This is a genomic window from Micromonospora sp. KC213 (genome assembly GCF_004348325.1).
GTDB lineage: Bacteria > Actinomycetota > Actinomycetes > Mycobacteriales > Micromonosporaceae > Micromonospora.
Genome location: NZ_SMKF01000013.1, coordinates 14,970 through 29,120, shown reverse-complemented (window position 1 = coordinate 29,120; position 14,151 = coordinate 14,970). Strand labels below are relative to the sequence as shown.

Annotated in this window: 13 protein-coding genes; 3 read left to right on the top strand and 10 right to left on the bottom strand. The window is 68.4% G+C overall.

Annotation, left to right across the window (positions count from 1 at the left end; translation table 11 throughout):
• Nucleotides 1–164 precede the first annotated feature (164 nt).
• Nucleotides 165–1,331 (top strand): PLP-dependent cysteine synthase family protein, encoded by a 1,167-nt coding sequence (locus tag E1166_RS05525; RefSeq protein ID WP_279433207.1) that lies wholly within the window; start codon nt 165–167, stop codon nt 1,329–1,331.
• Nucleotides 1,328–2,653 carry an MFS transporter gene (locus E1166_RS05520; protein WP_132336372.1) on the top strand — a complete coding sequence of 442 codons (1,326 nt, stop codon included), beginning with the start codon at nt 1,328–1,330 and terminating at the stop codon, nt 2,651–2,653. Before E1166_RS05525 ends, E1166_RS05520 begins: the two co-directional genes overlap by 4 nt.
• Before the next feature lie 465 nt (nt 2,654–3,118).
• Here the strand turns inward: E1166_RS05520 and E1166_RS05515 are convergent, their stop codons facing one another.
• From E1166_RS05515 to E1166_RS05500, 4 genes are all read right to left on the bottom strand, one after another.
• On the bottom strand, nt 3,119–5,380 hold the full coding sequence (locus E1166_RS05515; RefSeq protein WP_132336370.1) for a heavy metal translocating P-type ATPase: 2,262 nt from the start codon (nt 5,378–5,380) through the stop codon (nt 3,119–3,121).
• A gap of 13 nt (nt 5,381–5,393) precedes the next feature.
• Nucleotides 5,394–6,368, bottom strand: coding sequence for a hypothetical protein (locus E1166_RS05510; protein ID WP_132336368.1), 975 nt, complete (start codon nt 6,366–6,368; stop codon nt 5,394–5,396).
• A 2-nt stretch (nt 6,369–6,370) separates the two neighbouring features.
• Nucleotides 6,371–6,577, bottom strand: coding sequence for a heavy-metal-associated domain-containing protein (locus E1166_RS05505; protein WP_132336366.1), 207 nt, complete (start codon nt 6,575–6,577; stop codon nt 6,371–6,373).
• A 313-nt stretch (nt 6,578–6,890) separates the two neighbouring features.
• Entirely contained in the window at nt 6,891–8,348 is a 1,458-nt protein-coding gene (locus E1166_RS05500; protein WP_132336364.1) for an MFS transporter, read from the bottom strand.
• A 485-nt stretch (nt 8,349–8,833) separates the two neighbouring features.
• Between E1166_RS05500 and E1166_RS05495 the strand changes: the two genes are divergently transcribed.
• Nucleotides 8,834–9,763, top strand: a complete 930-nt coding sequence (locus tag E1166_RS05495) for a LuxR C-terminal-related transcriptional regulator (protein ID WP_132336362.1) — start codon at nt 8,834–8,836, stop codon at nt 9,761–9,763.
• Nucleotides 9,764–10,151: 388 nt separating this feature from the next.
• Here the strand turns inward: E1166_RS05495 and E1166_RS05490 are convergent, their stop codons facing one another.
• The 6 genes from E1166_RS05490 to E1166_RS05470 all read right to left on the bottom strand — a co-directional run bounded on the left by E1166_RS05490 (nt 10,152) and on the right by E1166_RS05470 (nt 14,051).
• The gene (locus E1166_RS05490; protein WP_132336360.1) at nt 10,152–11,072 is read right to left on the bottom strand and encodes a M56 family metallopeptidase; all 921 of its coding nucleotides are present in this window, start codon (nt 11,070–11,072) and stop codon (nt 10,152–10,154) included.
• Nucleotides 11,069–11,452, bottom strand: coding sequence for a BlaI/MecI/CopY family transcriptional regulator (locus tag E1166_RS05485; RefSeq protein WP_347813009.1), 384 nt, complete (start codon nt 11,450–11,452; stop codon nt 11,069–11,071). Before E1166_RS05485 ends, E1166_RS05490 begins: the two co-directional genes overlap by 4 nt.
• A gap of 244 nt (nt 11,453–11,696) precedes the next feature.
• Nucleotides 11,697–11,840 carry a hypothetical protein gene (locus tag E1166_RS30765; protein WP_165944248.1) on the bottom strand — a complete coding sequence of 48 codons (144 nt, stop codon included), beginning with the start codon at nt 11,838–11,840 and terminating at the stop codon, nt 11,697–11,699.
• 509 nt (nt 11,841–12,349) lie between these two features.
• On the bottom strand, nt 12,350–12,985 hold the full coding sequence (locus E1166_RS05480; RefSeq protein WP_132336358.1) for a DUF305 domain-containing protein: 636 nt from the start codon (nt 12,983–12,985) through the stop codon (nt 12,350–12,352).
• Nucleotides 12,986–13,053: 68 nt separating this feature from the next.
• Nucleotides 13,054–13,467 (bottom strand): hypothetical protein, encoded by a 414-nt coding sequence (locus tag E1166_RS05475; protein ID WP_132336356.1) that lies wholly within the window; start codon nt 13,465–13,467, stop codon nt 13,054–13,056.
• Between the two features lie 131 nt (nt 13,468–13,598).
• Nucleotides 13,599–14,051, bottom strand: coding sequence for a DUF2752 domain-containing protein (locus tag E1166_RS05470; protein ID WP_132336354.1), 453 nt, complete (start codon nt 14,049–14,051; stop codon nt 13,599–13,601).
• Nucleotides 14,052–14,151: the final 100 nt, after the last annotated feature.

Below are 14,151 nucleotides of genomic sequence, written 5' to 3'. Positions count from 1 at the left end.
CGTGCCCGAGCCGCGGTAGCGCTGTCTGCCCGCACGTCATTGGGCGCTTCGCCCGACATGCCGCATCTCAGGCTGCTGGTTTCACATTGATGCGGCTACGTCACGTCGCTGAAAGGACCGTCGTGGTCAACCTTGCTTCCATCCGTCCCGCTGACCTGCCCACTGTGAGTCAGCTGATCGCCAGTTCGCCGTGCCACCTGCTCGACCAACTCGTCGGTAACACCCCCGTGCTGTGGATCCCCGACATTGGCGGCGGCTCAACCCACGGGTTCTGGGCCAAGCTCGAAGGGCACAACCCCGGCGGCATCAAGGACCGTCCCGGGCTGCACCTGGTCCAGCGCGCACGTGAACGTGGCGACCTGGCTCCAGGCGCCCCGGTCGTCGAGTCCACTTCGGGCACGTTGGGGCTGGGCCTTGCGCTGGCTGGGATGGTGTACGGACATCCCGTCACCCTGGTCACCGACCCAGGCATGGAACCGCCGATGTATAACCTGCTGTCCGCCTACGGCGCCCGCGTTGACGTCGTAAACGAGCCGCACCCGACAGGCGGCTGGCAGCAGGCACGCCGCGACCGCGTTGCGGAGCTGATGAACAGACACCAGGATGCCTGGTGCCCCGACCAGTACAACAATCCCGACAACGTCGACGCCTACCAGGGCCTCGCCCTAGAGCTCGCCGCCCAGCTCGGGCGCATCGACGTCCTCGTCTGCAGCGTGGGCACCGGGGGGCACAGCGCCGGCGTCACCCGGGTGCTGCGCCAGTTCTTCCCCGACCTGCGTCTGGTCGGCGTGGACACCACCGGCTCCACCATCTTCGGTCAGCCGGCCCGCACCCGGCGGATGCGTGGACTGGGCAGCAGTATCTACCCGCGCAACGTCGACTACGGCGCTTTCAACGAGGTCCACTGGGTCGCCGCCCATGAAGCGGTCTGGGCCTGCCGGCAGCTAGCCGCCGGCAGGTACGTCACCGGCGGCTGGAGTGTCGGCGCGGTGGCCCTGGTGGCCTCGTGGCTTTCGCGCACACTGGCGGACGACATCCGCATCGCCGCGGTCTTCCCGGACGGACCGCAACGCTACGCCGAAACGATCTACAACGACGCCTACTGCCGGCAGCACAACCTGTTGGACCGGCCCCCGGCATCAGCACCGGAGTACATCAGCCACCCCCGCGACCGCGAGGTCATCCGGTGGACCCGGTGCACCACCGTGCTGGACCCCGTTGCGATGGACAACGTCACAGACAGAGGCACCGCCAAGGCGGCGGTGACAGAGGCCGGGGCCGACCGGCAGACCTCCACCGCACTGGTGAACCCCGTCGGGGGGCCAGCGTGAGGGCCACCATGTCACAGGTCGGCTCGTTCAACCGGCCCATCAAGCTGCTTCTGGTCAACCAGCTGACCATCAACGTCGGTTTCTACATGCTCATGCCGTACCTGGCCGGTTACCTGTCCAACAATCTGGCCATGGCCGCCTGGATGGTGGGGCTCATCCTCGGCATGCGCAACCTCAGCCAGCAGGGCATGTTCCTCATCGGCGGCAGCCTCGCCGACCGCATCGGGTACAAGCCGATGATCCTGGCCGGGCTCGGACTGCGGGTGGCGGGTTTCGCCATGCTCGGTTTCGCGCAGTCGGTGCCGAGCCTGCTGGTTGCCTCCGCGTTGACCGGCCTCGCCGGTGCCCTGTTCAACCCCGCCGTGCGCGCATACCTGGCTGCCGAAGCCGGCGAGCGAAAGGTGGAAGCCTTCGCCCTGTTCAACGTCTTCTACCAGGCGGGCATCCTCGTCGGCCCGCTCATCGGCCTCACGCTGCTCGGGGTCGCGTTCCGGTGGGTGTGCGTCGTGGCTGCCGCGCTGTTTCTCGTTCTGCTCGTGCTGCAGGCCCGCGCGTTGCCGTCCCGTCGTGGTGCCGGCGACGAACCGAAGCAGAGCATGCTGGCGGACTGGCGGCAGGTCGTCGGGCACCGGCCTTTCCTGCTGTTCTCCCTGGCCATGATCGGCTCATACGTACTCAACTTTCAGGTCTACCTGGGACTGCCGATCGAGGTCCGGCGAGTCACCGGCGGTGAGACCGGCGTGGCGGTACTGTTCGCCGTCTCCGGGGTACTCACCGTGGCCGGGCAGGTCCGGCTCACCAACAAGGTGAAGGCACGGTGGACGCCGACACTCGCCATCACCCGCGGACTGCTACTCATGGGGGCGTCGTTCGTGCCGTTGGCGCTGGCTGCCGGGCTACCGTCGGCCAGCACGAACCGACCGCTGAGCTGGTTCGAGTTTCTGCTTGCGATGGCACCTGTGCTGATCAGCACGGTTCTCCTGACGCTCGCCACCATGATCGTGTACCCGTTCGAGATGGCCACCATCGTCAACCTCGCCAGCGAACGAACCGTCGCCACCTACTACGGCTTCTACAACACCCTGTCCGGTATCGGCATCGCCGCCGGGAACGTGCTCACCGGCCTGGCCCTGGACACCGGCCGCAGCAGCGGCTTCCCCGCTCTGCCGTGGATAGCACTGACTGTGACCGGAGTCGTGTGCGCGACCGCGGTCGCGGCGCTTGGCAAGCGCGGCAGCCTCAGCTCGAAGGCACCGGATGCAGATTCGGAAATAACACCGGCCGCCGCACCGCCCCAGCATGTGGCGGCGAACAGCCGCTGACCTCGCCCAGCACACGTGGTTGGGGCCGGCCGCGGTTACTGGTCGGCCCCAACCACGTGTGCTCGCCGATGCTGCTGCTCAACCCCCTGGCTGTCCGGGCATCGAGGCGGCCCACGAGATGACCAGCGCGACACGCGCTCCAACGAGCGTCGCCAGACCGACTGGCAGAGCTCGCTCCCGCAGACGTCGATCGCGCGAACAATCTGTCCCCGGTCGTGCACGCCGCGGCGGCGGTGGTGCTGCTGCTGCTCACGGCCCTGGTTCTGTCCGTGCTCAAGCCCCGAGGAATCACCGCATACGGGCAGCGCAGAATCGCCGTTAGCCGAGGCCGGAGCCGTGTGGTTGACCGCCACCGGCGAGGTCCAACGATGCCTGCGAGGGTACGGCTCACACCCTTGAACGAGATGCCTATGCGCACGTCTAGGCGCACCTGCAAACTCGCAGGTGCGCCTAGACGTGCGGTCGCTAGCTGACGGCGCGGAAGCCGCGCAGGCGCAGGCTGTTGGCAACCACGAACACCGAGGAGAAGGCCATCGCGGCACCGGCGATCATCGGGTTGAGTAGGCCGGCGGCGGCCAGTGGCAAGGCCGCCACGTTGTAGGCGAAGGCCCAGAACAAGTTGCCCTTGATGATCGCGAGGGTGCGACGGGATAGCCGGATGGCATCCACGGCGGCGGTCAGATCACCCCGGACCAGGGTCAAGTCTGATGCCTCTATCGCCACGTCCGTACCCGTGCCCATGGCCAGACCCAGGTCGGCCTGCGCGAGGGCGGCGGCGTCGTTGATGCCGTCGCCGACCATCGCCACCACCCTGCCCTCGGCTTGAAGCCGCTTGACGACGTCGACCTTGTCGGCCGGCAGCACCTCGGCGATTACCTGGCCGATGCCGACCTCGGCGGCGACCGCCTTGGCGACGGTGGTGTTGTCGCCGGTGAGCAGCACCGGGGTCAGGCCGAGTGCGCGCAGCCCGGCGACAGCCGCCCGGCTGGTCGGCTTGACGACGTCGGCGACCGCGAGGACGCCGTGGGCTTTTCCGTCCCAGCCGGCCAGCACGGCGGTTCGGCCGTCGGCCTCCGCCGCCGTCGCCGCCTGCTCCAGCTCCTGCGGTACGTCGAGCCCGCGCTCGCGCAGCAGCCGCAGCCGACCGACCAGCACCTCCCGGCCTTCCACAGTGCCGGTCACGCCGAGGCCTTCGACGTTGGCGAAGCCGGTCACCGGTGCCAGTGCCCCTGCCCGCGACGCCCCGGCGGCGATCGCCTGGGCGATCGGGTGCTCACTGGCGGCCTCCAGCGCACCGGCCAGCCGCAGCAGCTCATCCGCGTCCTGACCGCTGGCGGGCAGCACGTCGACCAGAGTCATCTTCCCGGTGGTGACGGTGCCGGTCTTGTCCAACACCACCGTGTCGATTCGCCGGGTGGACTCCAGCGCCTCGGATCCCTTGATCAGGATGCCGAGTTGGGCGCCGCGGCCGGTGCCGACCAGCAGCGCGGTCGGCGTGGCCAGGCCGAGGGCGCACGGGCAGGCGATGATGAGCACCGCCACGGCGGCGGTGAACGCGGCGGTCAGGCCGGCACCGGCACCTACCCACCAGCCCAGCGTGCCCACCGCGAGGGCGATCACGATCGGCACGAACACCCCGGAGATCCGGTCGGCGAGGCGCTGCACGGCTGCCTTGCCGGTCTGCGCCTGCTCGACCAGCTTCGCCATCTGGGCCAGCTGGGTGTCGGCGCCGACTCGCGTCGCCCGTACCACGAGGCGACCGCCGGCGTTGACCGTAGCCCCCACTACCGCGTCACCGGGGCCGACCTCGACGGGGACGGACTCGCCGGTCAGCATGCTGGCGTCGACCGCGGAGGAGCCTTCCTCGACCACGCCGTCGGTAGCGATTTTCTCCCCTGGGCGTACGACGAACCAGTCCCCCACCGTGAGCTCGGCGACCGGAATGCGAGTCTCCACGCCGTTGCGCAGTACCGCGACGTCCTTGGCGCCGAGCTCGAGCAGGGCCCGCAGTGCCGCTCCGGCGCGGCGCTTGGACCGGGCCTCGAAGTACCGGCCGGCGAGGATGAACGTGGTGACCCCGGCGGCGGCCTCCAGGTAGATGTTGCCCGCCCCGTCGGTACGGGCGATGTCGAGGCTGAACGGGTGCGTCATGCCGGGTGTGCCGGCGGTGCCGAAGAACAGCGCCCACACCGACCAGGTGAACGCCGCCAGGGTGCCCATCGAGATCAGGGTGTCCATGGTGGCCGCGCCGTGGCGCAGGTTCGTCCACGCGGCCTTGTGGAACGGCAGCGCCCCCCAGACCACGACGGGTGCGGCGAGGGTCAGGGACAGCCACTGCCAGTTGGTGAACTGCCATGCCGGCACCATCGCCATCGCGACCACGGGTACGGACAGCACCAGTGACACCCACAGCCGGGTCCGTAGCCCGCGCAACTCATCGACCGCAGGTGCTGCCTCGACGGGTCCGTCACCGGACGACTGGGGAGGCGTTGGCAACTGGGCGGTGTAGCCGGTCCTCTCCACCGTCATGATCAGGTCGGCCGGCGTCACGTCATCGGAGAAAGTCACGCTCGCCTTCTCGGTGGCGTAGTTGACCGTCGCGGTGACGCCGTCCATGCGGTTGAGCTTCTTTTCGATGCGAGACGCGCAGGAGGCACAGGTCATCCCGCCGATCGACAGTTCGATCTGGTTCGGCGCCACCTGCAACCGGTTACCGACGGATGTCATGTCGTGTTTCTCCTTACCCGTGGGAGTGGCCCGGCGCGCCGTGCCCGGCAGACGTGGTGGGCGCCGGTGTGGCGGCACTCGACGTGGTTGCGGTCGGATCAGGATGTCCGGCCGACGCGGTGAACGCGACGGTGCGGACCTTCCCGCCGTGTCGGAAGTCGAGGAACAACCGGTAGGTGCCGGCGGACGGGACCTCGGTGTGGAAGGTGATCTGCGGCCCGGCTGCCGTGTGCCCGTCGCCCGGTGTCCCGTCGGGGTGCACGTGCAGGTACGCCAGGTCGCCCTCGCGCAGCGCCACCAGGTGCCCGTAGGCACCGAGGTACGGCTGCAGGTCGGTCACCGGCTGGCCGGCCTCACTGACAGACAGGGTCAGCCTCGAGGACGTGCCCGGCGTGAGGTCGCCGTCGAGAGTGACGGTGTAGCCGTCGACGCTCGCGGTACGCGCCGGCGAAGGCAGCGACGCAGGTTGGTAGTCCCCCGGCGCTGGCACATCGACGCCGAGGGTCAACCCGTCGGCGTGCCCGTCGGGCTGGAAGTCGGCGAACACCCGGTACTGCCCCGCCGCGCCCACCGCGATCGGCACCGACCAGGTGCCGTCGGCAGCCAAGGTCGGGTGCAGGTGCTGGAAGCCGGACAGGTCCCGGCGCACCACGATCAGGTGCAGGTCCTTGTCGTGGCTGGTCACGTACCGCGTAACCGGAGCGCCGTCCAGGCCCAGCACTCGGAAGCGGAACTCCTTGGGCGTACCGAGGGCCAGGGTGGTCGAGACCGGCACGAGCCGGTAACCGTCCTGACTGACCTGCAGCCCAGCCGGCAGGTGACCACCCGCGCCGTGCTCCCCCGCGCCGGAACTGTCGCCGACGTGAACCTCGTCGTGTGAAGTCAGCACGGCGGGGGTCGGGCCGGCCAGATGGCCGGCCCCAAGGGCGGCCGTGAACACCGCCGCCAGCCCCAGCGCGTACGCGCCCAGCTTTGCCGAAGTTCGCATCCCTACCTCGCCAGTTCGTAGCCGGCCTCGTCGACCGCCGCGGCGACTGCCGCGTCATCCAGCGGCCGATCGCTGGTGACGGTCGCGGTGCCGTTGGTCAGATCCACCTGTACGTCCCTGACGCCGGAGATCTTGCCGATCTCCGACCCGACGGAGTTGACGCAGTGCGAGCACGTCATACCGATCACGGTGTAGCTCTTGGTCTCCATGACGAATGTCCTTTCATTGGTCTCGATGACACTCGTGGCTCATCGGTCCGCGCCGCTGCCGTCCCGATGCCGCCACCTTACGATACCCCCTGGGGGTATTAGCTTCCTGGGCCTGGTGATCGGGGCCACGCCAGCCCTGACCCCACGCCTTGCCGTCGGCTTCCGCGTTTCCGCTGGGTTTCTTGACGGCACGATGCGCCAGGTGGTCATTGAGCAGCCTTCAGCTGTGACACTCCGGTGGTGGTGAGCCGCGGCGGCGCCGGGGGCGGGCCGTCCTACCGGCCTCGGCGCCGCCCCCGTACAGATCGCGGCCTTACCGGCTGACTGGTTGCGCGGCCGTGTCCGCCACATCGTGCGCCGCGTTGCCTGCCTCGGAGGCGACTGCGGCTCCTGAAGTTCGCAGGGTGAGCCCGGCGAGCACCGCGCCGGCGGCGGCGATGCCGGCAGCGCCGAGGAAGGCTGCGGAGAATCCGTCGGTCAGCGCCCTCAGGTTGCCGAGTTGGTCTGCGCCGTAGGAGCTAGCTACGGCCGTCATCGCGGCGAGGCCCAGCGCCGAACCGACCTGGTAGCTCGTGTTGACGATGCCAGAGGCCAGCCCGCCTTCCTCCGGCCGAGCGCTGGAGATCGCGGTGCCCAGCGACGGGATGAACGCCACCGACATGCCCAACGCCGCGACCAGGGAGGCGGGCAGTACGTCGACCAGGAAGGTGCCATCAGCGCGTATCAGCGACAGCCATCCCATGCCTACCGCAAGCAGGGCAAGACCAGCGACGACCATGGACTTCGGGCCGAACCGGCCGACCGCCCGCGGGGCGATAGCGATCATCCCGACCATGATGAGGAGGGTCATCGGCAGCAGCGCGGCGCCGCTGGGGAAGGCACTGTAGCCGAGCACCTGCTGCAGATAGAGGTTGAGGAAGTACCACATGGGAATCCACGCCGCCCCGAGCAGGATCTGGGCGAGGTTCGCCGCGCCGAGGTTCGGCGTACGCAAGATGGAGAGCCGCATCAGGGGCTGACGCCGGGCAGCCTGGCTGGCCACGAACACCCCGAGCAGGACGACCGCGGCGGCCAGAACCCACCAGGTACGTGATGAGTTCCAACCGATCTCGGGTGCCTGCACGACCGCGTAGACGGCCAGGCCGAGACCGCTGGTCACCGTCAGCGCGCCAAGCAGGTCGATGGATCCGCGTGCCCCCGGCCCGGCGGAGGGCATCAATTTCGGAGTGGCGAGCACCGCGAACACCGCGATCGGGATGTTGATGTAGAACACCCAGGGCCAGGAGATGTACTCGGTGATCAGACCGCCGAGGAAGACTCCGACGGTGCCACCGGCGGGAGCCGCCGCCCCGTACAGGGCCAGAGCCCTGGTCAGTTCCCTCGGGTCGGCGCCGAACAACATCATCAACAGGGTCAGCGACGACGGTGCGATCAGCGCGGCGCCGACACCTTGTACGACACGGCCGAACAACTCGACGCCGACGGTGCCGGCCGCACCGGCCACGGCGGAACCGGCCAGAAGGACCAGCCAACCGGCGACGAACATTCGCCTGGCGCCGAACAGATCAGACAGGCGCCCGCCGAGCAGCAGAAGCCCGCCGAACGCGACGACGTACGCATTGAAGACCCAGGACAGGTTCTCCTGGGAGAAACCGAGATCCTCCTGGATACGCGGAAGCGCTACCCCGATGATCGAGGTGTCCATGATGACCATGAACTGGGCGGCGGCGATGAGCGCGAGTGCCCACCAGCGACGCGGATGCGGTGACATCACTAGTCCTTTCCGGCCCTGACAGCGTCGGGCCGCACATACGGGGGTGGTTAGGGTTGGTGGCGGTGTAGCCGTCAGCGGGGATCGTGAGGCGGATCGGGCCCTGCGCTACGGTGCCGCGATCCGGCCGTCGGCGTGCCCGTCTCTGCGAGCAGGCACCTCACGTCCCGCGTCACCTTCATGGCACGTGCCTGCCATGCATCCCGGCAACCGTTAGCTCGATCCTTCGACGGCAGGCGGGCGTGTGCACAAGCACGTCGCACACGTGAGCCAGTCGGAATGGAGGCCCTCTTGGGCACGCTCATCGCAGACGAGCCTGAGGTCAGCGAATGCGATTCCATCGATGGCTACCTCCGTCATCCCCCGGCGAGAGCCGGGTGTTCGTGCTCACTGCCGAGGATGGCGAAAGGCCGGAATCGAGAGAAGGTGAATAACATGCACGGACGCTGCACGAAGCTGCACAAGCACGCTGAAGGGAGGTGGAGGTGAATCTGGCCAGCCTCGGGTTGACGGCGGAGCAGGAACGGGTGTACCGGTACTTCCTGCGAGCGCCCGGCGCCAGCGTTGACGCCGCAGCCGCCGACCTCGGCATCCCCCACGCGCCGACCGTCGTCGCCCGGCTAAAAACCATGGGAATCATCGACGACGGCTTGGCACCCGTTTCGCCCACCGTCGCCGTCGACCTCCTCATCCGGCGTCGTATGGAACAGACCACACGCGAGCTCAACCAGCTCAGCGCTGCGTGGGACATCGTGCGTGACCTGACAGAGGAGCAACGCAGCGGCCGCCCTGTCGAGCTCGTCGAGCGGATCGAGGGCATGCACAACGTCAACCGGCGCGCCAGGGAAATGTCCGCCTCATCACGAGAACTCATGAACATCAAACCCGCGCCGATGAGCCACGGGATCAGCAACACAACTGTCCAGCACTTCCGGAAACGCCTGTCCAACGGGCTCATCAGCCGGACTCTCATCGGAATAGACAGTCTCGGCCAGCCGGACCAGATGGCCTACGCTCAACAGCAACACGCCCTCGGCGACCTGCACCGAGTGACCGCCGAATACAACAGGCGCGTCTCTATCTCCGACAGGGCAATTGCGTTAATACAGGTAGACCCTGTGGACGTCTCGGTGGGAGCCTTGCTGGTCCGCCAACCCGGCATGGTGGCAGCCCTCATCGACATGTTCGAGGGCATGTGGGCGCGCGCCCGCGAGTTGACCGATCCACCGCTGTCCGCCATCGAGCGGCAGGTGCTGCAAGCGCTCGCCTTGTACGACAAGGACGAGGTAGCGGCACGCGCGTTGAACATCTCGCTACGCAAGTTCCGCTCCCACGTGGCGGACCTGATGCGGCGCCTCCGCGCCGGAAACCGGTTCCAAGCTGCGCTGCTGGCCAAGGAACGCGGCTGGCTGTAACGCCCGGTGCGAGGTTGGCCGCGCGAGCGCGCCGCCGACGTATCAGGCCTCGGCGCACCCGCGGACGTCGCTGCGCCACAAACTGCAGGCCCTCAATTCCGTTTACTGGGTGCGATGTTGCCGTGAGCCGCCTCTCGCCGTCTCGACGAGGGCCGGCGAGATGCGGCCCACGCCCTGCCGCCCGTGGTTTGCTACTTGACAGCACTGAAGACCCTGCAATCGCAGGCTGTTGGCCACCACGAAGTTAGATGGGCAGCCAATCCGCGGCGCCAGTGATGTGGCCTTCGTGCTCGGACGAGCTTCATCCGGTCGAACAGGAACGTCATCGCGCTCAGAACCGCCTCGTCGGTGACGACGACGTCGCCCTACGATCAGCGGCGTACCAACCTCAGCCGCAGAACATGATGGCGGTGACGGCACTGACCAGGGCCGGCGCGAACACCGCGGCCAGCGGAAGAGCGACACGGGCCGACGTCGGGTAGTCCGCCGCCTTGGTATGCAGGCGGCGCAGCCGGGTCGGCACGTCCGCTGCAGCCATCGGCAGGGCAGGCGCGGGGTGCGGCGCGCCATTGAGGGCGATCAGCGCCGCGCGAACTGCGGGCGCGCCGCAGGCGCGCGCAGCGACGGCGTCGGCGCACAATTCGACCAGAAGTCGCATGGCGCGCGGGGCGCGGCGGGTCAGCGGCGCCCATGGTGCGGCCGCGGCGAGGACCTCGGCGAGGGCGACGATCAGATGGTGACGGCCGCGCAGGTGCGCCCGCTCGTGGCACAGCACCGCCGCGCGTTGCGCTGCCGGTAGCCGCAGGACGCCGGCGCTGACGACGAGTAGTCCCCGGCGGCCACCAACGCTGTAGGCCAGTGGCGCACCGTGTGGAACGCACAGCACCGGTTCGCACTCCGGCGTCAGGGTTTCACCAAGCAGCGTCACCAAGTCCTGGTGCGCTTGTCGGGACTCGCGCTGGGCACGCCACTGCCGAAGGGCCACGACTACGCATCGCGTGGTCAGCACAGCACCCCCCACCATGCCGGCAACCCCGAGGAGCTCGTCGTGCACCGGCAGTCGGCCATGGCGCACCGCGAGCCAACAGTGGTGCGCGAGATGCCCTGCCCAGGCCTCGACGCTGTTGACGGGTGTGAGCAGCAGCACCACACCGGCGGCGAAGGTCAGCAGCACTGCGGCCAGACTGCCCCACCAGGCGAGCAACACGGCGACCGGATCACGAACCCGGCCGACGGCGCGCTCCAGCAGGGCGGGGGCCAGCCAGGCTACGACGAGCGCACCGACGACGAGGGCGATGGCCGGGCTCACCGGCGATCCGACCGCTCGTCGAGCACCTGCCGCAACACCGTCAGTTCCCGGTCAGAGGCCGAACGGGCGAAGTGCAGCAGGACCACATCCGGTTGGAGACTGGTCTCCAGCATGCGCCGCAAGGTTCGAGCGACGAGTTCCTCCCGGCTGCCGGCCGGCCGATAGTGGTAGGCCTTACCACTCTTGTTGCGCAACACCCACTGCTTGCGGTGCAGGTTGTCCAGCACCGTCATGACGGTGGTATAGGCCAGGGTCCGTCCGGTCAGCCTGTTGAGCACCTCGCGCACCCGCAGTGGCTCGTCCGTCTGCCACAGCACGTCCATAACGGCGGCTTCCAACTCGCCCAGGCCGTTCAACGACACAACGCCTCCCACATCCACGTCAGCCTACGCTGACATTGCAGCGCCCGTGCCTCCGTCTGCGCCCCGCAGGGCCGGCGGGAGAGCCGAACGCGGCGGCCGTGTGCAGGGCCGCCGCGTTCGGATCAATCGTGGGTGTCAGGCGGGGTAACCGCGCGGGGCAGCCCACTCAGCCAGCTCGCCGACGGATATCCAGTAGGTGTCGTCGCGACCGGCTGCCACGGGTCGACGATCTTCACCTGGTCGCCCTCATAGGCCACCACCGTCAGGTAGTGCCCGACCGGAAAGTCTCGCGACAGCCGTCCACGTCGATGCCCGCCCCGATGACATTCAGCACGGCAACGCGGTCGTTGTCGATCGCAGTGGTGAGGTCGTCCCTCAGGCGCCGCACCTCGTCCACGGTAGCCATGTCGTTCGGGATCTCGCCGGTCTGGTAGACGTCCTTGCCGAGCTCTTCGTTGAGGACCCGGGTGACGTCGAACGCCGAGGCCGTCCCGGCGACGGTGGTGCCCAGCTTCGAAGCCAGCTCGCCCTGACTCTGGATCTTGCCCTGCGCGCTGGACGCAATGCGGGTCGACGCCGAACCGGCGTTTGGTGGATCGCGGTGCAGACCGGACGGGGTTGCTGCGCTGCGCTGCCGTGCTGTCGGCCACCACCGGCCTGAAGCAGGAAGGCCGAGGCCGCGGCGAACGCCCGACGACGCTGCTCCGGTCTACACCTGCGCAACCGGCGACGGCCGAAGGCATTCCGTGATCATGGCGCAGGGATGTCACCGGATGTTCCTGCACCCTGCGAATCCGACAACCCTCGCGGACAGGACCGAGACGGGCGTTTGTCAACTGTCAGGGTCGAGGACCGGTCGGCCACCTGGCGCGGCGGCCGGACCCGCGGTGGGTCCGGCCGCCGTGTCGTCGTTCCTTACAGGCGGTCGAGGATCTTCTGCAGGGTCTTCACCTCGGCGGCCTGGTCCGCTTCAATCTTCGCAGCGAGAGCCTTGGCCTCCGGATTGGCACCGTTAGCCTGCTCGGTCTTGGCCATCTCGATGGCGCCGTTGTGGTGGACGATCATCATCTGGGCGAACATCTTGTCGAATTCGGTGCCCTTGGCCGCCTTGAGCTTGTTCATCTCATCGTCGTCAGCCAGGCCCGGCATGCCGGACGGGCCGGTGCCGTGCATGTCGTGCCCCTCGGGGGCGGCGGTGGGCTTGGCCCACGCGGTCAGCCAACCGGTCATCGTCACGATCTCCGGATCCTGCGCGGCCTTGATCTTCGTCGCGAGGTCCTTCAACTCAGGGTCATTGGCGCGGGTCGACGCCAAATCGGCCATCCCGACGGCCTGCCGGTGGTGCGGAATCATCATCTGGGCGAACATGACGTCGGCGTCGTTGGCGGTGGCGCTGGTCTGCTCCGAAGCCGACGAGGCGGCGGTCGGGCTGTTGCCGCTGCCGTGGTCCATGCCGCTCATGTCGTCGCCGCATGCCGCGGTGGTGGCGAGGAGAGCGGACAGGGTGACGCCGGTCAGCAGGGCGCGACGGATCACGATGGTGCGCTTCATGGTGAAGGAATCCCTCTCGGGTTGATGGTGAGCGGATATAGGTATGTCGGCTTGGCCGGCAGCGCTTCCTATATCTGCAGCACCGACACCGCGGCGACGCGCAGGCCCAGCAACGGCACCGGGGGGCTACGCCCACCCCTGTGGACTGCGAGACGAGTCCGGGCAACAGACCTGTCGCGGTGGGATTGCCCACGCAGCAGCGCCAGTCCGACGGTCAGTCCGAACGCGCTGAGAATCGCCAGGCACACCGTGAAGAGGTCCAGGTTGGTGCTGCCGCCGGTCGTCGACTCGTCGACCTGCGCGATCAGGTGGAAATCGCGGGAGTCGTCCTGAACGGGAGCGGCGAGCGCGCCGTGGAGCACACCCTCCGCCGCCGTGGTCTCGTGCGTGCTCGCGGCGTGGCCGCCGTGGCCGAAGGTGTGCATTCCGCAGACACCGAGGGACAGCAGGACGAGCAGCAACAACCGCAGCAGGCTGACCAACCTGACCGGGCGCTCGGGTGCTGTACCGGTCCAGGATGATAGGCGGTATAAAGTGGCGACTATCCGTGCCCGGCGGAGAGGCCCAACGTGCAGGGTGGCCGGGCGAGGTGGAACGCCTGACGGTTGGCGGGTCACGGGGTCAGGTTGGGGATGTCGAACCAGGAGAACGGCGTCCACGGCAGGTTGCGCAACACCGTGCTATAGAGCAGGAAGACGGCAATGTAGGCCCCGTAGACCCAGGTCGGCAGGCGCAGCGCGGGTAGTTCGCGCCCGAGCCAGGCCGAGGCGAGGAAGCGTAGGCCAAGGTACGCCAGGAATGGGACCGCAACCAAGGCAGCCAGGTGGTGACGAGCGGCCTCGGCTAGGTTGCCGTGCACCAGGTAGTAGAACATGCGGGTGCCGCCACAGCCTGGGCCGTTGATGCCGGTGACGGAATGCCACAGGCACGGGCCGGTCGGGTCGGCGACGCGGTCGGTGGGATCGAACCGCAGCACAAATCCGGCCACCGCAGCCAGTACCACAGCCGCAGTCACCGATGCGGCACGCCGCATCGCCCGGTCAGGCGCCGCCGTGACCTGAGGCACCCGCAACCTCCTCGCTGCGCCAGCGGAGGGCGCGCACCCGACCCGTCGCGGTCATGTCTGCACCGTGACCCCTCACGACGGCACTACTATCGGGCAATAG